The organism is Caulobacter sp. BE264 (assembly GCF_031457805.1).
Lineage (GTDB): Bacteria > Pseudomonadota > Alphaproteobacteria > Caulobacterales > Caulobacteraceae > Caulobacter.
The window spans coordinates 1-18,905 of record NZ_JAVDXI010000001.1 but is presented as its reverse complement, the minus strand read 5'-3'; the positions used below and the strand labels follow the sequence as shown (position 1 = coordinate 18,905).

Annotated in this window: 14 protein-coding genes, 1 tRNA gene and 1 pseudogene; 5 read left to right on the top strand and 11 right to left on the bottom strand. The window is 67.2% G+C overall.

The annotated features are described in order from the left end of the window. Positions 1-62: 62 nt before the first annotated feature. The 3 genes from J2X45_RS00085 to J2X45_RS00075 all read right to left on the bottom strand — a co-directional run bounded on the left by J2X45_RS00085 (position 63) and on the right by J2X45_RS00075 (position 5,448). Positions 63-755, bottom strand: a complete 693-nt coding sequence (locus tag J2X45_RS00085; protein WP_310209563.1) for a YceI family protein — start codon at positions 753-755, stop codon at positions 63-65. A gap of 110 nt (positions 756-865) precedes the next feature. Next, complete coding sequence (locus J2X45_RS00080; protein ID WP_310209560.1) at positions 866-4,237, bottom strand: cytochrome D1 domain-containing protein; 3,372 nt, start codon at positions 4,235-4,237, stop codon at positions 866-868. Positions 4,238-4,494: 257 nt separating this feature from the next. Further along, positions 4,495-5,448, bottom strand: coding sequence for an acetamidase/formamidase family protein (locus J2X45_RS00075; protein ID WP_310209557.1), 954 nt, complete (start codon positions 5,446-5,448; stop codon positions 4,495-4,497). Between the two features lie 217 nt (positions 5,449-5,665). On the opposite strand from J2X45_RS00075, the gene J2X45_RS00070 reads away from it, so the two are divergent. The 4 genes from J2X45_RS00070 to J2X45_RS00055 are packed head-to-tail and all read left to right on the top strand — an operon-like array spanning position 5,666 to position 8,669. Continuing rightward, the gene (locus J2X45_RS00070) at positions 5,666-5,884 is read left to right on the top strand and encodes a hypothetical protein (protein WP_310209554.1); all 219 of its coding nucleotides are present in this window, start codon (positions 5,666-5,668) and stop codon (positions 5,882-5,884) included. Beyond that, positions 5,881-7,275: an AtzE family amidohydrolase gene (locus tag J2X45_RS00065; protein WP_310209551.1), complete on the top strand. Its 1,395-nt coding sequence runs from the start codon at positions 5,881-5,883 to the stop codon at positions 7,273-7,275. The genes J2X45_RS00070 and J2X45_RS00065 overlap by 4 nt, the downstream gene beginning before the upstream one ends. After that, positions 7,272-7,688: an oxalurate catabolism protein HpxZ gene (gene hpxZ / locus J2X45_RS00060; protein WP_310209548.1), complete on the top strand. Its 417-nt coding sequence runs from the start codon at positions 7,272-7,274 to the stop codon at positions 7,686-7,688. Before J2X45_RS00065 ends, hpxZ begins: the two co-directional genes overlap by 4 nt. Positions 7,689-7,697: 9 nt before the next feature. After that, a complete protein-coding gene (locus J2X45_RS00055) occupies positions 7,698-8,669 on the top strand; it encodes a nucleoside hydrolase (protein WP_310209545.1) in 972 nt (323 codons plus the stop codon). A gap of 129 nt (positions 8,670-8,798) precedes the next feature. On the opposite strand, the gene guaD is transcribed toward J2X45_RS00055, so the two are convergent. The 5 genes from guaD to uraH form a co-directional block, all read right to left on the bottom strand. Next, positions 8,799-10,088 carry a guanine deaminase gene (gene guaD / locus J2X45_RS00050; RefSeq protein WP_310209542.1) on the bottom strand — a complete coding sequence of 430 codons (1,290 nt, stop codon included), beginning with the start codon at positions 10,086-10,088 and terminating at the stop codon, positions 8,799-8,801. Beyond that, entirely contained in the window at positions 10,075-11,091 is a 1,017-nt protein-coding gene (gene xdhC, locus J2X45_RS00045; protein WP_310212032.1) for a xanthine dehydrogenase accessory protein XdhC, read from the bottom strand. The genes guaD and xdhC overlap by 14 nt, the downstream gene beginning before the upstream one ends. Positions 11,092-11,205: 114 nt before the next feature. Next, on the bottom strand, positions 11,206-13,542 hold the full coding sequence (gene xdhB, locus J2X45_RS00035) for a xanthine dehydrogenase molybdopterin binding subunit (protein WP_310209539.1): 2,337 nt from the start codon (positions 13,540-13,542) through the stop codon (positions 11,206-11,208). Then, entirely contained in the window at positions 13,535-14,971 is a 1,437-nt protein-coding gene (gene xdhA / locus J2X45_RS00030; protein ID WP_310209536.1) for a xanthine dehydrogenase small subunit, read from the bottom strand. The genes xdhB and xdhA overlap by 8 nt, the downstream gene beginning before the upstream one ends. Further along, positions 14,971-15,318, bottom strand: a complete 348-nt coding sequence (gene uraH, locus J2X45_RS00025; RefSeq protein ID WP_310209533.1) for a hydroxyisourate hydrolase — start codon at positions 15,316-15,318, stop codon at positions 14,971-14,973. The genes xdhA and uraH overlap by 1 nt, the downstream gene beginning before the upstream one ends. Before the next feature lie 337 nt (positions 15,319-15,655). On the opposite strand from uraH, the gene J2X45_RS00020 reads away from it, so the two are divergent. Then, on the top strand, positions 15,656-17,941 hold the full coding sequence (locus tag J2X45_RS00020) for an NADP-dependent malic enzyme (RefSeq protein WP_310209530.1): 2,286 nt from the start codon (positions 15,656-15,658) through the stop codon (positions 17,939-17,941). A gap of 111 nt (positions 17,942-18,052) precedes the next feature. Here J2X45_RS00020 and J2X45_RS00015 read toward each other — a convergent pair whose 3' ends face one another. The 3 genes and pseudogenes from J2X45_RS00015 to J2X45_RS00005 all read right to left on the bottom strand — a co-directional run bounded on the left by J2X45_RS00015 (position 18,053) and on the right by J2X45_RS00005 (position 18,898). Further along, positions 18,053-18,247 (bottom strand): cold-shock protein, encoded by a 195-nt coding sequence (locus tag J2X45_RS00015; protein ID WP_035017693.1) that lies wholly within the window; start codon positions 18,245-18,247, stop codon positions 18,053-18,055. 126 nt (positions 18,248-18,373) lie between these two features. Further along, positions 18,374-18,577 (bottom strand): annotated as a pseudogene (locus tag J2X45_RS00010) (cold-shock protein); the annotation flags it as partial. A 244-nt stretch (positions 18,578-18,821) separates the two neighbouring features. Further along, a tRNA-Met gene (locus tag J2X45_RS00005) sits at positions 18,822-18,898 on the bottom strand. Positions 18,899-18,905 lie beyond the last annotated feature (7 nt).

The window sequence follows — 18,905 nt, the reverse complement described above, 5'->3', positions numbered from 1 at the left end:
AAAAATGCGTAAAAACAAAATATTAGAGCTCACAGCCTGACGCAGTCAGGTCGTGAAATGCTCTAGCCGCCGGATGCCGCCTTGAGCGGCGGGCCGCTGAACTCCGCCTCGATCTCGACCTGGACCTCGTCGCCGACGCCCATCGTCGTGCCCGGCGCCGGAACCCCGTAGGCGATCCCGAAGTCCGACCGCTTGAAGGCGCCCTTGGCCGAGAAGCCGATCCGCGCGTTCGGGTCCATCGGGTGGCCGACATAGCCGCCGTTGTAGGTCACATCCAGGGTCACCGGCTTGGTTACGCCATGTAGGGTCAGATCGCCGGTGACCTTGCCGGTGTCCGGCCCGGTCGTCTCGATCCTGGTCGACTTGAAGGTGATGGCCGGATAGCGCGCGGCGTCCAGCCATTGCGGCCCGACCAGTTCCTTCTGGAAGCCGGCCGGCGGCGCCGGCAGCGTCAACGACGTGGGATCGATCGTCGCCTCCAGCGAACTGGCGGCGGCGTTGTTTTGGTCGAACCGCAGCTTGACGTCGAAGTCGGCGAAGCTGGCCGTATAGTTCGAAAAGCCCAGGTGGCTGACCTTGAACACCAGCGAGGCGTGGGTCTTGTCCAGCGTGTAGTCACCGGCGGGGATATCGGCCTTGGGTGGCTTGGGTGTGGTCGCAGCCGGCGCGGCGGGCGCCTCAGCCGTCTTCTCGGCGGGTTGCGGCGAGCAGGCAGCCAGCGCCAGCAGCGCGACGATCGGCAGGAGCGGTTTCATCAGGTTCCCTCAAAGAGCCCTCTCCGCGCCGGACATCCCGACGCGGCCGCCGGCCCCCACGCCGACAAGACGTCAACGTAGGGGCGATTTGGAGGTTGCAGGAAGGGGGTTCAGGCGCCCGTGAACATGTCGGCGGTCACGAGGGACGAAGCGACGTTCTTGAGCAAGACGACCTGGTCGTAGCCGAGGACATTGTCGGTGTCGGCGACGACGTAGGTGTCGAAGCCGGCGCTGATGATGAGGTATTTTTCCGGGCGCAAGCCGATGGATCGCTGAACGTTGAGCGCGTCAATCGTCAATGCAGCGGCCGCATCTATCGTCCCGTTCGAACTCACCACAGCGTCGAGACGCAGGATATCGGTCTCCTTGACCACAACAGGCGCGCCAGAGAACGCCAGTTTGTCGCCGATGGCGAAGTCGAGGACCTTGTCGGCGCTCAGAAGCCGGTATTCAAAAAGCCCGTCGCCGGCGAGGAACTTGAAGGTATCAGAGCCCGCGCCGCCCACGAGGTTGTCGTTGCCCTTCCCGCCATTAAGAACGTCGTCGCCTGCGCCGCCGTTCAGGAGATCCTGGCGGTCGCCGCCCACCAAGTTGTCTGCGCCGCTCGTGTCGATGACGCCACCGCTGACCGGCTTCAGGTTCAGCATGTTCACCGAGATGACGCGGCCGTTGCTGAAGATGACCATCCGACCACCGTCGTCACTGATCGTGACCCGATTGCCGAAAGCGCTGCTGTAGTAGTCCGTCGCAGTCACATCGACGTCAGCGCCCACCGCGTAGACCTGCTCAACGCTCCAGGTGGTTGTCGAGAATTGGTAGATGCGATCGGTCGAGCCATCGACCACGAAGAGATGCTTACCGTCCGAACTGAAATCCAGGCCGTAGACGTTGGCGATTTCAGGGTGCGAAGCCGACAGGTTGAATTGATAGGCCAGCTTGTTGTCATAGATCCGGATGCCGCCAGCCACCATCTGCGCAACGGCCAGCCCGTTGTTGGAGACGGCGAAGACACCATTGTTACCGCCGCTCACACTATCCGGATAAACTTGCCGCTCAGCGATCTGCTTGGGTGTCACGTCCAGCATCGCCAGCCTGGCGTCCGAGAGACCCGCCGGTCCCACGAGGGTGAGGTAACCGTCGTGGCTCGTGGTCAATGTCCCGCTTTGATAGTAGCTCTGGGTTCCTCGCGTGAAGACGCCGATATAGGGATTGAAAGAGGTGATGGGCGTCCATCCGCTGCCGCCAAGGTCCTGGGTCAGGACGATCGTATTGCCCACCATGAAGGCTGCATCGGCAAAGCCTCGATCATAGCCTCGCGCGGTGGTCGTATAGTCCGTCACCACCCCCGTCTTCAGGTTCAGCACATGAACCGTTGCGGTGGCCGTGTAGTCCCACTGGTCTCCGGATGCGTTGGTCACCGTTCGCTCGGCGGCCACGAGGAACTGGCCGTCGCGCGAAACGTCGATGCCGCCAAGATCCGTACCGACCTTGATCCGCGCGGTCTGCTCGCCCGTCTGCAGGTTGATCGCGCTGACGTATCCGTCCTTGTCGGAAACATAGACCGTCCGACCGTCGGCGGAGATGACGGCGTCTCGGAAGTCGCCGCTTGCCGAACTGGCGACAACCTTGGCCTTGGCGACGTCATCAACGGTTTCAGTCGTCGCTGAGGACGAGAGCGTCACCGTCTTGTCGGCAAATTGCAGCCGCTCAATGTTCAACAGCGTGTCGACGCCCTCAGCGCCGCGCAGGCTCCAGGTTCCGTTGGCGTTCTTGGTCCAGTTGTAGCTGGTAGATAGGCCACGATAGATCGCCGTGTCCGAGCCTTGTCCGCCATCGATGATGTCGTCGCCCTGACCGCCTTCAAACGTCTCATCGGCGACGCCGCCCGTCAGAATGTCGCCGTAGGCCGAACCTTTGACGCCCTCGATGTTCACCAAGGTGTCCACACCGGCGCCAATGGTGTCCTGAGCGACGCCCTGTTTGGAAAGATCGACCCGAACCGGAGACAGACCCGAGTCATACGACGCAATGTCGACGCCCCCGCCCCCGTCGATCAGGTCATCGCCCGTATAACCGTCTAAGACGTTGTTCTCGGCGTCGCCTTTGATCTTGTCGTTTAGCCAGGTGCCAATGACGTTCTCGACGCTATCGAGCGTCACATAGTTCTCGTAGCCCGTCGCCTGGCGCCCAGTGATCGACAGGTCGATCTCCGTGCCGCGGCCGTTGGTGTTGTAGCCGTTCGCGATCCTGATCGTGTCCGAGCCCGCGCCACCTTGCATGACAAGCTCGCTGAACGACCCTCCCAAGACGAGGATATCGTCGCCGGAGCCTCCATACATGGTCGCCATGCCGGCGCCCGGCAGTATGATCTCATCGTTGCCGTCGCCTCCGATCAGGATCTCGTTGTTGCTTCCGTAGCTGCCGACGATCTGATCGTCGCCGGCTCCGCCATCCAAGGTGTCGTTGCCGCCGCTGGCGATCAGGGTATCATCGCCAGAATCCCCGAAGAGGTAGTTTTCGGCGGCGTCACCATAGATGACGTCGTCATGTGCGGACCCCATGACCGCTTCAATCGACGTTAGGACATCGGTCGTCTGCGCGCTCGACCGGCTTCGCGCTGTGTTCCGATCCAGCTGGATGAACATGCCCACATCGCTGAATGCATAGTCGACCGTGTCGAACCCCTCCCCGCCGTCGATGACGTTCGTCCCCGCACCGCCCGAAAGGTGGTCATCGCCCGCGCCGCCGTACAGCTTGTCGTCGCCGGCATCGCCCCAGAGGTAGTTGCTCTGGGCGTCGCCGGTCAGGACGTCGGCGAACTTGCTGCCCCACAGCCGTTCGACGCCGCTCAGCGTATCCGTCCCCGCGCCCGCCGTGTTTTGGCCCGTGGTCTTGGTCAGGTCGACCGACACGCCGGCCGTCGCGTCCTCGTAGGACGCCCAGTCGACGCCCGCGCCGCCCTTGATGACGTCGTCGCCCGCGCCGCCGATCATATAGTCGTCGCCGTCGCCGCCATCGAGCGTGTCGTTTCCGGCCGAGCCCCACAGGGTGTCGTCGCCCTTGCCGCCCGTGAGGCTGTCATTTCCGTCGCCGCCGACCATCATGTTGTCGCCGGCGCTGCCGATCAGGGTGTCGTTGAAGGCCGAGCCGTAGACGTGTTCGATGCTGATCAGGCGGTCGGTCCCGCCGCCGCCGGTGTTCTGCGCGCCGGTGAGGTTCAGATCGACCTTCACGCCGGCGGTGGCGTCCTCGTAGGCCGCCCAGTCACCGCCCGCGCCGCCGTCGATCGTGTCGGCGCCGGGACCGCCCAGCAGATAGTCGTCGCCGTCGCCGCCCTGCAGGCTGTCATTGCCTTCGTTGCCGGCGATCACATCATCGCCCGCCCCGCCCCGCAGCGTGTCGTTGCCTCCGAAGCCATAGATGACGTCGCTGTCGGCGCCGCCCACCAAGGTGTCAGCGCCCTGCGTTCCGCGCAAATCCATCACCCGCTCCCAAAATCACACTGCAACCTCAGCGTGACCTAGCGAGTGCAAGTCGCGGGCCGCAAAACCTCCAATAGAAACAAGACGCCCGACCGATAAACTCAAGGTCGCAGCGCGCCAGATGTCTCACTTTGACACGAAAGCCCGATAAAATAAGGCTTTCAGCGACACGCCCTTCGCCTTTTCCCCAGCATGTCCCTTGGTCGGGCCTGCAACATCGGCGCGAGCCACCACCACGCGCCATGGAAGAGCGCCGCCTAAAACAACAAACCCTTCTGGAGCAGCGCATGGACGCCCTTTTCGCCGTTGACGGTCTGGGTGACGCGGAAGTCCACGGCCAGCGAGCAGAACTGATAGGCCTGCACCCGGGTCAGGGCAGAGCGTGCGGTGATGAAGTCGATCATGTTGCGCAGGGCCTGTTTCATCGCCAGATCCAGATCCTCGTTGAAGCCCATGACGATGTCGTGGGTGGGCGTCTCGGCGCGCGGCCAGGCGAAGGGCGCGATGTCAGCAGCCTTGTGCAGCACGAAGGTGAAGGTTCCCGTCAGGCCCATCTCCAGCGCGTTGACGCAGACCTCGCCGTCCCCTTGGCGGCCATGGCCATCGCCGACCGAGAAGTTCGCGCCCGGAACCCAGACGGGCAGATAGAGGGTCGAACCGGCGACCAGTTCCTTGTTGTCCATATTCCCGCCGTGCTCGCGCGGCTCGCGGCTGGAGAGGCGCCCGTACTTCGCGGGCGGCGCCACGCCCATGGTCCCGAAGAACGGCGCCAGAGGCAGTTCGGGGCCCCAATCGGGCTTGCAGACCCCGCGCTGGGCGTCGACGGCGATGTGGCTGACGTAGCGGTCGGGGAAGTCTTCGGGGATTGTTCCGGCCAGCGGACGTACGGCGCAATAGCCCCAGTCGTTGTTCGGCTCGATCGCCTCGATCCGGACCTCCAGCAGGTCGCCAGGCTCGGCGCCGGCGATAGCGATGGGGCCGGTGAGGATGTGCGGTCCGATGCGAGGCGGGTCGCTGTCGTGGATCGCCTGCAGCGCCGGCGGGATGGCGTAGGGCGAGCCGGCCGACGGCATCACCTCCGGGCCGCCAGAGACGCACTCGACCGTGACGCTGTCACCGCTGTTCACTGCCAGCACGGGATCGAACGCCGCGTCGAACATGCCAAAGCGGACGGTGTCGGGCGTCGAAGCCAGTCGGTGATGCGCCATCAAGTAAGCCCTTTCTTACAAGAGCATCTGAGCCGAACCGACGACTGGGCCGAAGGCTAAGCGACCCAGTCCCAGCGCTTGACCGTGACCTGCTTCCTGGGCGAGCGATCCCACGGGCAAGTGACGCGACCTTGGGCGGATGGCGGTTGCGGGGAAAGCGGGACTGGCGCGTCCGGCGAACCCCGGTGTATGAAGTTTTTTCTTACTTATGGAGTCCGCCATGGCGCTCGATGCGGAGACGACAGCCTTCCTGGCCCTCGACGATTTCGAGATGGCCGCCTGGGCGCCGCGCCGCGCCGCCGAGCAAGGCGTCGAACCGCCCGCACCCGCCCTGCCCGGCGTGATCGACAACCTGGTCCTGCTCAGGAGCCAGACCGCCCTCTTCGTCGTGGCGCTGGGCGAGACGGCCGGCGAGGCGCCGGAGACGTTCCAGCCGTGAGCTTCTGCAGCGTCGTCGAGATCGCCGGCGAGGTCCGCGCCGGCCGCGTCACCGCCCGCGCGGTGACCGAGGCCACCCTTTCGCGCACCCAGCGCCTGGATGGCGGCATCAACGCCTTCACCGCCGTCACCGCCGAGCGCGCGCTCGCCGCCGCCGAGGCGGTCGACGCCGATCTCGCGGCGGGACGTCCTGTCGGACCGCTGGCCGGCGTGCCCTTCGCGGTAAAGAACCTGTTCGACCTCAAGGGCCTGCCCACCCTGGCCGGATCGAAGATCCGCCGCGACGCCCCGCCACCCGCGCATGACGCGACCCTGGTCCAGCGCCTGACGGCCGCCGGCGCCGTTCTGGTCGGTGCCTTGAACATGGACGAGTTTGCCTACGGCTTCGTCACCGAGAACGCCCACGACGGCCCGGTGCGCAATCCTCACGATCCGACGCGGATCGCCGGCGGCTCGTCGGGCGGCTCGGCGGCGGCGGTCGCGGCGGGCCTCGTCCCACTGACCCTGGGCTCGGACACCAACGGCTCGATCCGCATTCCCGCCGGCCTGTGCGGGGTGTTTGGCCTCAAGCCCACCTATGGCCGCCTGTCGCGCCAGGGCGTCTTTCCGTTCGTCGAGAGCCTGGACCATGTCGGCCCCTTCGCGCGCTCGGTCGAGGATCTGGCCCTGGCCTATGACGTGCTGCAGGGCGCCGATCCGGCCGGCGATCCGATCTGCGTCCGCGAGGCTGAGCCGCTGGCCGGCCGCCTAGACGCCCTGGCTGAAGAGCCGCTCCGCGTCGGCGTGCTGGGCGGCTGGTTCCAGCAAGGCGCCTTCCCCGAGGTGCTGGCGGCGCTGGGATACGTCGCCGAGGCGCTGGAGGCGCGAGGCGAGGTCACCTTGCAAAGCGCTCAGGCCGCTCGCGCCGCCGCCTTCTGCCTGACGGCGTTCGAGGGCGGCGAGTTGCACCACGACGATCTGGCCACGCGCGCCATGGACTATGACCCCGCCGTCCGTGACCGCCTACTGGCCGGCGCCCTGCTGCCCAAGGGCGTGGCCGAGGCGGCCAGGCGGTTCCGCACGATCTTCCGCGACGAGGTTCGCGAGGCGTTCCAGCACTACGACATCCTGCTGGCGCCGGCCTCGGTCTGCCCGGCCCCGCCGATCGGCCAGGCGACGATGGAGATGGACGGGGTTCCCGTCTCGGTGCGCAAGAATCTGGGCGCCTTCACCCAGCCGATCAGCTATGTCGGCTTGCCGGTGGTGGCCGCGCCCGTGAACCGTCCCGGCCGATTGCCGATCGGCGTGCAGATCATCGCCCCGGCCTGGCGCGAGGATCTGGCCTTCGCCGCCGCGCTGCGCCTGCAACGCGCGGGCGTGGTCGCCGCTCACCCGCCGACGGGGGCGCTATGATCATCAACGATCCCGCCGTGCTGGCCGAGCTCACCGCCCTGGTCGACGCCTATGAAGTCGCCTTGATGACCAATGACGTCGAGGCGCTGGACGGCGCCTTCTGGGCCTCGCCGCACACGGTGCGTCTGGGCGTGGCGGAAAACCTGTGGGGCTTTGCCGAGATCGCCGCCTTCCGCGTCGGCCGGACCGGCGGCTCGCCGCCGCGCACGCGCCTGCGCACGGAAATCACCACCTTCAGCGCGGACGTCGCGATCGCCAACGTCCTGTTCCGCCGCGACGACACCGGCCGCCTCGGCCGCCAAAGCCAGACCTGGATCCGCACCGCCGACGGCTGGAAGGTCGCCTCGGCCCACGTCTCCCTGATGCAGGAGAGCGCCGACCAACGGCTCGCCTCTCCCCAAGAAAAGCGCTAGAGCCCCCCGATGACGACCCCGACCAAGATCATCTTCGACACCGATCCCGGCATCGACGACGCGATGGCCCTGCTGTTCATCGAGGCGAGCCCCGCCCTCGACCTGATCGCGGTGACGACCATCTTCGGCAACGCCGATATCGAGTCCACCACGCGCAATGCGCTGTACCTCAAGGATCGCTTTGGCCTGACGGCGCCGATCTACAAGGGCGCGGACAAGCCGCTGACGCGTCCGCGCAACCCCTCGCCCACCTTCGTCCACGGCGAGAATGGCCTGGGCGATGTGGAGCTGACGGGCCTGGTTCCGGCCCAGCCGGAAGCCAAGCCCGCTCACCAGGCGATCATCGATCTGGCGCGTCAGTATCCGGGCGAGGTGGTGCTGTGCGCCGTCGGCCCGCTGACCAACCTGGCTTTGGCCCTGAAGGCCGATCCCGAGGTCGCCACCCTGCTGAAGTCCGTGGTGATCATGGGCGGCGCGTTCGGCGTGGCCGGCAAGCCGGGCAATGTCACGCCCGTGGCCGAGGCCAATATCTGGAACGATCCGGAGGCCGCCGACCAGGTCTTCACCGCCCCCTGGAACCTGACCGCCGTCAGCCTGGACGTGACGACACAGGTCGTGATGTCGCCCGACTATATGGACGCCCTGGCGGCCGGCGGATCGGACGCCTGCGGTTTCCTGAACGCCATCTCAAAGCCCTATGCGGCCTTCTATGGCGGTCGTGACGGCATCGTCGGCTGCTGCGTCCATGACGCTGCGGCGGTGGCCTATGTGATCGACCCCACTTTGTTCACCGTGCGCCGGGGCTCGGTGCGCGTGGTCACCGAAGGGATCGCCCTTGGCCAGACCTGCCAGAAGGCCGAAGGCGAACTTTTCGGGCCTAGCGCCTGGGATGACCAGCCGATCCAGGCCGCCACCGTGGCGGTGGATGGCGCGCGGCTGCTGGGGCTTTACGCGGACACGATGCGGGCGAAGTACGGGTGACTGAAAATCCTCCCCCCAGCGGGGGAGCTGTCGGCTCGAAGAGACGACGGAGGGGGAAGAGGCCGGTTCAACAGAACTTCCCCCTCCGGTCGCTTCGCGACCACCTCCCCCGCTAGGGGGAGGATTGCTCTACCCCCGCCGCCACCGCTCCACACCCGCCAGATACGTCCGCGCCACCAGGCGGTCATCGCCCAGCACGGTCAGCGCAAAGAGCTTGTCAGCTAGGCTCTTCGCCCCCGCCAACCGCCGCGCGATCAGCGGCGTCGCCGCCAGGTCCAGCACGACGAAGTCGGCTTCCTTGCCCGGCGCCAGGTTGCCGATCTTGTCGTCGAGGTCCAGCGCCCGCGCGCCGCCCAGGGTGGCCAGGTACAGGGCCTGGAACGGGTCGAGCGCATCGCCGCGCAGCTGCCCGACCTTGTAGGCCTCGCCCAGCGTATGGAGGATCGAGAAGGTGGTGCCGGCGCCGACATCGGTGCCCATGCCGACCTTCACGCCGTGCGAACAGGCCTCCTCCAGCGGAAACAGGCCTGAGCCCAGGAAGAGGTTCGAGGTCGGACAGAAGGCCACCGCCCCGCCCTTGGCCGCCAGGCGTCGGAACGCCTCGCCCTTCAGGTGGACGCAGTGGGCGAAGACCGAGCGCTGCCGCAGCAGGCCAAACCGGTCATAGACGTCCAGATAGTCCTTGGCCTTGGGGAAGAGGCGCGCGGTCTCCTTGATCTCGTGCAGGTTCTCCGAGAGGTGGGTCTGCATCCAGACGTCGGGATGCTCGGCCAGGATCTCGCCGGCCATCGCCAGCTGGGCGTCGCTGCAGCTGATCGCAAAGCGCGGCGTCACCGCGTAGCCGAGGCGCCCCTTGCCGTGCCAGTCGGCGATCAGGGCCCGCATGTCCGCGCGGCTGCTCTCGACGGTGTCGGTGAGGCCGTCCGGCGCGTTGCGGTCCATCAGCGACTTGCCCGCGATCAGCCGCATGTTGCGGTCATAGGCCTCGGCGAACAGGGCGTCGACCGACACCTTGTGCACCGAGCCGAACACCAGGGCCGTCGTGGTGCCGTTGCGCAGCAGCTCATCCAGAAAGAAGGCGGCGGTGTCGGCGGCGTGCTTGGGGTCGGCGAACGCCGCCTCGGCCGGGAAGGTGTGCTGCTCCAGCCAATCCAGCAGTTGCTTGCCGTGCGCGGCGATGACGTCGACCTGCGGGAAGTGGATATGGGTATCGACAAACCCCGGCGTGATCAGATGGCCGGTCAGGTCCTCAGGCTCGGCGCCGCCCAGCCAGGGGGCGAGCTCCGCATAGGCGCCGCAGCCGATCACGCGGCCGTCCTCGACCAGCAGCAGGCCATCCTCGTGGAAGGCGACCGCCCCCTCGGCTTCCTTCGAGGGATCGTCCAGCAGGTGGAGGATCGAGGCCCTAAACGCTTGCACTGATGGTCTCGTCATTACGAATGCGCGCCGCTTCCTGGCGCATCAGGAGGTCGGCGGCGACCGACACGGCGATCACCTCGGGCGCCTTGCTCTTCAGGTGCGGCAAGCCGATCGGACAGGTCAGGCGGGTCAGCACGGCCTCAGAGAAACCATCGTCGCGCAACCGTTTCATGAACCGCGCGCGCTTGGTCTTCGAACCGATGACGCCGAAATAGCCAAAGCCCCCGCCCGCCAGACCGGCCGAGACCAGGGCGTAGTCCAGCGCGTGGTCATGGGTCAGGACCAGGCCATAGGCGTCCGCCCCCGCGCCCATCGCCTTGGCGGCCAGTTCGGCGGGCTCCAGCACGGTGACGCCGGGAATATCGGCGGTCTCGGGACGGCTGTCGTACCAGGAAAGGCGGAACGGCAGCGGCTCGAACGCCTTGGCGATCGCTTGGCCCACATGGCCAGCGCCAAACAGCAGCAGCGGCGGGCGCGGCGCGTCGGCGCGCTCGACCAGCACATCGCCCAGCTCCGGCCGAACGCCGCGCGCGGTGGCGGGCGCGCCGGCCAGGGTCACCAGTGGCCCGTCGCCCTCGGTGGACAGGATCGGGGCGACGGTCTTGGTCAAGAGACCCGGCTCGAACCGTGTGCGGACCTCGAACGGCTGGGCCGCGTCCATGCGCTTGGCCGCGTCGGTCAGCCAGTCGCGGCTGTTGTCGTTCAGGCGCTCGAGGAACAGGCGAACGCGACCGCCGCAGCACTGGGCCAGCAGCGGACCCAGCGGATAGTCCTGGATCGCGAAATGGGCCTGGCCGCCGTCCAGCATGCGCCGCGCCTGGTCGGCGACGCGGTACTCCAGATTGCCGCCGCCGATGGTGCCCGCCTGACCGCCGCGCCAGACGACCATCTTGGTTCCGGCCTCGCGCGGAGCAGAACCCTCGGTGGCGAGGACCGTGACCAGGGCGGCCTCGTCACGGGCGTCGAGGCGCGCCAGAGCGGCGCGGGCCCAGTTGCTCATGATCCCTCTCCTTTAGGGAGAGGGGTAGGGGTGAGGGGTTTCAGCGGATGACGGCGTGACCCCTCACCCTCCCACCGCTTCGCGGCGGCCCCCTCCCTCTCCCTATGGAAGAGGGATTCAGACATGAGCCCGCCTCCGCACATCCTCGCACGCCATCAAGATCGCCTCAGGCGTCGCCGGCGCGTCGAGATGCGGAAACACCCGACCGTCGCCGACGCTGGCCACCGCCTGGGTGATCGCCGAGTGCACCGCGATCGCCAGCATCAGCGGCGGCTCGCCCACGGCCTTGGACCGGTGGACCGTGGCCTCGACATTGCGCCCGGCCTTCCAGAGCCGCACGTCCAGATGCGCCGGGCGGTCGCCGCAGGTCGGGATCTTGTAGGTCGAGGGCGCGTGGGTCCGCAGACGCCCCTGGGCGTCGAACACCAGCTCTTCGGTCGTCAGCCAACCCATGCCCTGGATGAAGCCGCCCTCGATCTGGCCCAGGTCCAGGGCCGGGTTCAGCGACTTGCCCACGTCGTGCAGGATGTCGGCCCGGGTGACCTTCATCTCGCCGGTCAGGGTGTCGATCAACACCTCGCTGCAGGCCGCGCCATAGGCGAAGTAGTAGAACGGCCGGCCCGTATGGGTGGCGCGGTCATAGTGGATCTTGGGCGTAGCGTAGAAGCCAGTGGCCGACAGCGAGATCCGCGCCAGATAGGCCTGGCGAACGAAAGCCTCGAACGCCAGGGTCTGGCCGCCCACCCGCACGCCGTCGGACGTGAAGGCGACCGCGTCCGGCGTGACGCCCCACTTGGCGGCCGCGAAATCCACCAGCCGCGCCTTGATCGTCTCTGCCGCGTTCAGGGCCGCCATGCCGTTGAGGTCCGCGCCCGACGAGGCGGCGGTGGCCGAGGTGTTGGGCACCTTGTCGGTGACGGTTGAGGTGATCTTCACCCGCGAGACATCGACCTGGAAGGCCTGGGCGACGATCTGGGCGACCTTTGTGTTCAGCCCCTGCCCCATCTCGGTCCCACCGTGGTTCAGCATGATCGAGCCGTCGGCATAGAGGTGGATCAGGGCGCCGGCCTGGTTCAGGTGCGTCGTCGTGAACGAGATCCCGAACTTCACCGGCGTCAGGGCGATGCCCTTCTTCAACACGGGGCTGCCCCTGTTGAACGCCTCGATCTCGCGACGGCGGGCCGCGTAGTCGCACGAGGCCGCCAGCTCCTCGATCAACTGCGGCGCGACATTGTCCTCGACCACCTGGTGATAGGGCGTGAGGTTTCGGCCCTCGCCGCCATAGAGGTTGCGCCGACGCACCTCCAGCGGGTCCAGCCCCGTGGCGGCGGCGATGACGTCCATCACCCGCTCGATCGCGATCATACCCTGCGGCCCGCCAAACCCTCGGAAGGCGGTGTTAGAGACCGTGTGGGTCCGAAAGCGGTGCGAGACGATCTCGACCGCCGGCAGGTAGTAGGCGTTGTCGGCGTGGAACATCGCGCGGTCGTTGATCGCCGGCGAAAGATCGGTCGTTGCCCCGCAGCGCGACGACAGCGCCAGCGACAGACCGGTCAGGCGGCCCTCATCATCAAAGCCGACGTCGTAGAGCGCCTCGAAGTCATGCCGCTTGCCGGTCATGACCATGTCCTCGTCGCGGTCGGGGCGGCACTTGGCCGGACGGCCGGTCTTGACCGCCACCAGGGCTGCGGCGGCGGCGAACAGCGAGGCCTGCGTCTCCTTGCCGCCAAAGCCTCCGCCCATGCGGCGCACTTCGACGGTGACGCAGTGGTCGGGCTTGCCCAGCACGCGGGCGATCAGGTGCTGCACCTCGGTGGGGTGCTGGGTGGAGGACCAGACGTGAACGTCGCCGTCCTCGCGCGGGGTCGCCAGAGCGATCTGGCCTTCGAGGTAGAAGTGATCCTGGCCGCCGATCGCGAACCGGCCTTGCACCCGATGCGGAGAAGCCGCGAGCGCGCCTTCCGCGTCGCCGCGCGCCATGCGCTGGCTGGCCTCGATCTTGAGGTCCATGGCGCGGGCGGCGGCGATGTCGATGGCGGCGGGCAGGTCCTCGTAATCGACCACGGCCTTGGCGGCCGCAGCGCGCGCGGCGGCCAGCGAGGTGGCGGCTACGGCGAACAGGCTCTGGCCCACACAATAGACCTCGCCGTCAGCAAACAGTCGGTCGTCATGGATGACAGGGCTGACGTCGTTTTCGCCGGGGATGTCCTCAGCGCTGATCACCAGCACCACGCCCGGTGCGGCGCGCACGGCCGACAGATCCATCCGCGTGATCTTCGCGTGCGCCTTGGTGCTGAGTCCGAAGGCCACGTGCAGCAGACCCGCAGGTTCGGGCATGTCGTCGATATAGACTGCCGAGCCGGCCACGTGGCGAGCGGCGCTGTCATGCGGCAAGGGGGCATGGACGCCCTGCGGCGGCTTGGTCATCGGCGCTGTCCCGGCGGAGTCAGCCATGGGCGCTCTCCGGCGTCACGCGGGCCTCGACGCCCTGGGTCTCAAGCAACACCTTGCGCAGCATGTTCCGCGCCGCCAGGGCGCGATAGGCAGCCGAGGCGCGCATGTCGCTCATCGGCTTGTAGTCGGTGTCGAGCCCGGCCATCGCCGCCTCGATGGTCGCTTCCGCCCACGGCCTGCCAATCAAGGCCGCCTCGCAGGCCTTGGCCCGCTTGGGCGTGCCGGCCATGCCGCCGAACGCGATGCGCGCGTCGGTCACCACGCCGTCCTCGACAGCCAGCGAGAACGCGCCGCAGACCGCCGAGATGTCCTGGTCGAAACGCTTGGACAGCTTGAAGACCTTGAACAGGCGTCCCGCCTCCAGACGCGGCGCGATGACGGCCTCGACGAACTCGCCAGGCCGCCGGTCCTGCTTGCCGTAGTCGAGGAAGAAGTCCTCCAGCGCCAACTCGCGGCGTTCGTCGCCCTGACGCAGGATCAGGCGCGCGCCCGCCGCGATCAGGGCCGGCGGCATGTCGCCGATCGGCGAGCCGTTGGCGATGTTGCCGCCGATCGTGCCGCTGTTGCGCACCTGGGTGGAGCCCAGGCGCCGCATCATGGCCCCGAGATCGGGATAGAGCTTCGCCACCGCCTCGATCGCATCGACATAGCGCACGGCGGCGCCGATGCGCAGGCCGTCGGCCGTTTCCTCCAGCGTCTTGAGCTCAGCGACCTCGGCGACGCTGATCAAGGTCGGCAGCGCGCGCCGCTGCTTGGTGACCCACAGCCCCACGTCGGTGGCGCCGGCGACGATCGTCGCGTCGGGATGGGCGTCATAGGCCTTGGCCAGTTGCTCGACCGTGCGCGGCGCCAGCCAAGTACGCATGACGCCGTGGATCTCGTCCTCATAGCGCAGGGTCAGCATGGCCTCGTCACGCACCGCCGACAGATCGACCGCCGGCGGCGTCTCGGCCTGCACGCCCTTGGCCACATCGATGATCGGGCCATACCCGGTGCAGCGGCAGAGGTTCCCCGCCAGCACCTCGCCCACCGGGCCGTCCGCGCCCTTGGCGCCCACGGCTCGGCCGTACAACGACATGACGATGCCCGGCGTGCAGAAGCCGCACTGCGAGCCATGCTGGTCGACCATGGCCTGCTGGACGGGATGAGGCGCGTGATCCCTGGCCAGGCTCTCGACCGTCATCAGCGCCTTGCCGTGCAGCATGGGCAGGAACTGGATGCAGGCGTTGACGGCGCGCCACGCGGTCCCCTCGCCTTCCGGCTCGCCGACCAGAACGGTGCAAGAGCCGCAGTCGCCCTCGGCGCAGCCTTCCTTGGCCCCCGTGCGACGCATCGGCCCACGCAGGTGCTCCAGCAGGGTCGTGGTCGGGTTCGCGCCTCGGACCTCCTGAACCTCACCATCGAGCAGGAAACGGATTACCTCGCCCATCAGCTGCCTCGATAGGTCGAATAGCCGTAGGGCGAAACCAGCAGCGGTACGTGCCAGTGCTGCTCAAGGTTCGACACGGAAAAGTCGATCACGACGATGTCCAGGAACGGCGGGTCGTTGACCGGCAGCCCTGCGCCCTTGAAATAGTCGCCAATCGCGAACTCGAGGCGATACCCGCCGAGCCCCAGCTCTTCGCCGGCGATAAGCCGCGCACGCCCATCAGCGTCGGTGCGGAAATCCGCAATTCGATGCGCCTCGCCGCCTTCGCGCCGCGACACGCGCACCGCGACATCGGCCGCCGGCTTTCCGGACGCCTGGTCGAGGATATGTGTCGTCAGCCCGCTCATGCGTCGCCCTCTGAAAATGACTGATCGAGCGATGCTCGGTCGCTCCGGGCGCCCTGTCCAGCGCCTTGCCCGGCTTGGCGGCTCTGGAAGGAGGAGCGCCAAGATTGGGGGCGGCGGGCGCCCGAAGCAGAGGCATTATATAATAGATTTATTACTTAGGTGACCCGAAATCAGCCTCCAGGCCGGAGCGCGATTGGTACCGCTACCAAGAAAAAACACAGATCGGGCGGCGAAGGGTTGGAATTGCCGCGCCAACACCGCTAGCAAGGCTCGTGACGCTTCGCGCTCAGACGAGGCAGGATAACCGCGCCGCGCAGGCCGCCCAGAGGAACGATCGATGGACGAGGATTTCCGCAAAGCCGCTCTGGACTATCACCGCCTGCCGCGCCCCGGGAAACTGGCGATCGAGGCCACCAAGCGGATGGCCACCCAACGCGACCTCGCCCTCGCCTATTCGCCCGGCGTCGCGGCGCCGTGCGTCGCCATCGCCGAGAACCCTGAGCTTGCGCGCGACTACACCGCGCGCGGCAACCTCGTGGCCGTGATCTCGAACGGCACCGCCGTGCTCGGCCTCGGCGATATCGGCCCGCTGGCGTCCAAGCCGGTGATGGAAGGCAAGGCCGTCCTCTTCAAGAAGTTCGCCGGCATCGACGTGTTCGACATCGAGGTCGACGCCAAGGACCCCGACCGCTTCATCGAGGTGGTGGCGGCGCTGGAGCCCACCTTCGGCGGGATCAACCTCGAGGACATCAAGGCCCCTGAGTGTTTCGTCATCGAGCGCAAGCTGCGCGAGCGGATGAACATCCCGGTCTTCCACGACGACCAGCACGGCACCGCCATCGTCTGCGCCGCCGCTGTTCGCAACGCCCTGCTCGTGCAGGGCAAGCAGCTGAAGGACGTCAAGCTGGTGACCTCCGGGGCCGGCGCAGCCGCCCTCGCCTGCGTAGACCTGCTGGTGTCGATGGGACTTCCGGTCGAGAACGTCACCCTCACGGACATCAAGGGCGTCGTGCACGCCGGCCGCGAGCCGGACATGCCCGACAACATGGCCCGCTACGCTCGCCAGACCGACGCCCGCACCCTGCCCGAAGTGCTGCCGGGGGCGGACATCTTCCTAGGCCTGTCGGCGCCGCGCGTCTTCAAGCCCGAATGGCTGCCGCTATTGGCGCCCAACCCGCTGATCCTGGCCATGGCCAATCCCGAGCCGGAGATCCTGCCAGAGCTGGTCTATGAGACCCGTCCCGACGCGATCATGGCCACCGGCCGCAGCGACTACGCCAACCAGGTCAATAACGTCCTGTGCTTCCCCTTCATCTTCCGCGGCGCGCTGGACGTCGGCGCCAGTGAGATCAACGAGGCGATGAAAGTCGCCGCCGTCGAGGCCATCGCCGAACTGGCGCGCGCCGAGGCCTCCGAAGTGGTCGCCAGCGCCTATGGCGGCGCCGCGCCCGTATTCGGCTCGCAGTACATCATCCCCAAGCCGTTCGACCCGCGCCTGATCCTGCAGATCGCCCCGGCCGTGGCGAAGGCGGCGATGGACAGCGGCGTGGCCACCCGGCCGATCGCCGACTTCGACGCCTACCAGGCCGAGCTGGAGCTGTTTGTTTATCGCTCGGGCCAGCTAATGCGCCCCGTTTTCGAGCGCGCCCGCAAGCAACCCGTGAAGGTCGCCTACGCCGAGGCCGAAGACGAGCGCGTGCTGCGCGCCGTTCAGACCGTCGTCGACGAAGGTCTCGCCCATCCGGTTCTGGTCGGTCGGCGGGAGATCATCACCGGCAAGATCGAGGACCTGGGCCTGCGCCTGGCCGGCAAGGTCGAGATCGTTGATCCGCAGGCGGACAAGGATCTGTTCGCGCCGCTGATCGCCGACTACCAGCGCCTGGTCGGCCGCCGAGGCGTCCCGCCGATCGCGGCCGAGCGCCGGGTCACGGGCCGTCGCACGGTCGCCGCTTCGATGCTGCTGGCCTCCGGCTATGTCGAGGCCGCCCTGGTGGGCGGCAGCGGCGACTGGTGGCAACACATGAAATACGCCCTGCCGATCATCCCGCGCCGCGACAATGTCAGCCGGGTCTATGCGATGTCGTCGCTGATCCTGGACAAGGGCACGCTGTTCTTCTGCGACACCCACGTCAATGTAGACCCGACCGCCGAGCAGATTGCTGAATGCACCCAGCTCGCAGCCGAGGCTGTCCGGCGCTTTGGCCTGACGCCCAAGGCGGCGCTTCTGTCGCATTCCTCATTCGGGGCGAGTGACTCGCCGACGGCTCGCAAGATGCGCGAGGCCCTGGCCCTGCTTCGCGCACAGGCGCCAGATCTGGAAGTCGACGGCGAGATGCACGCCGACGCCGCGCTCAGCCAGCACCTGCGTGATCGTCTGGTCGCCGACAGCCCGCTGAAGGGCTCGGCGAACCTGCTGGTCATGCCCACCCTGGACGCGGCCAATATCGGCCTGACCCTGCTCAGCGCGGCGACGGAGTCGCTGCTGGTCGGCCCGGTGCTGCTGGGAATGTCCAAGCCGCTGCACGTGCTGATCCCTAGCGTGACGGCGCGCGGCATCGTCAATCTGACAGCCCTGGCGGTGAACCAGGCGGTTTCGGAGCGCGCGACGCACGAGCCGGCCTGAAGCTTCCGAAACGACAAAAGGCCCCGCTCGACACGTCAGCATCGAGCGGGGCCTTCCGAAGCTCTCTGAAAAGGCCGTCCCTCCGGGGCGGCCTTCTCTGGTCCTGGCGTCTTAGAGGATGCGCAGGTTGCCGGCCGAGGTCTTGCCCGAGCGACGGTCTTGCTCGAGCTCGTAGCCGACTTGCTGGCCTTCGTTCAGGCCGCGCAGACCGGCGCGCTCAACAGCCGAGATGTGCACGAACACATCGCCGCCGCCGTTGTCAGGCTGGATGAAACCGAAGCCCTTGGTCGTGTTGAACCACTTCACGACGCCCGTGCCGCTCTCGCCGGTGCCGGCCGAGAAGCCGCCGCCGCCGCGCGGAGCATCAAAGCTACGCTGGGGGCGCGGGCCACGAGCAGCGCCACCGCCTGCGGGGACAGCGCCATGGCCCGTCACGCGCAGCTGACCCGCCGAGGTCTTGCCCGAGCGGCGGTCTTCTTCCAGTTCGTACGCGACTTGATCACCCTCGTTCAGGCCCGACAGACCCGAGCGTTCAACCGCGGCGATGTGGACGAACACGTCCTGGCCGCCGTCCTCGGGCTGAATGAAGCCAAAGCCCTTGGCCGGGTTGAACCACTTAACGACACCGTTCGCCATATTATCCTCAAACACCTCAATCGACGGGCTGATAGTCGGCCCGCGTCCTTCCAAGGGAAGTCATGACGCAAAACCTCGGAGCGCGCTATGGGCTTTGAGCGGAGAAAGTTGGCGGAATGCCTTTGGAGGCCAGAAAAATTCGCGCTTCAGGCGGCGAGCGTTGCCAAAATGCCGCTATAAGTTGCGACGTTGATACAGAAAAACCCCGGCCTTCCGGACGGGGTGACCAACAGCAATCAGACCTTGGGTGCGGGGACAGGATTTGAACCTGTGACCTTCAGGTTATGAGCCTGACGAGCTACCGGGCTGCTCCACCCCGCGTCAGGGT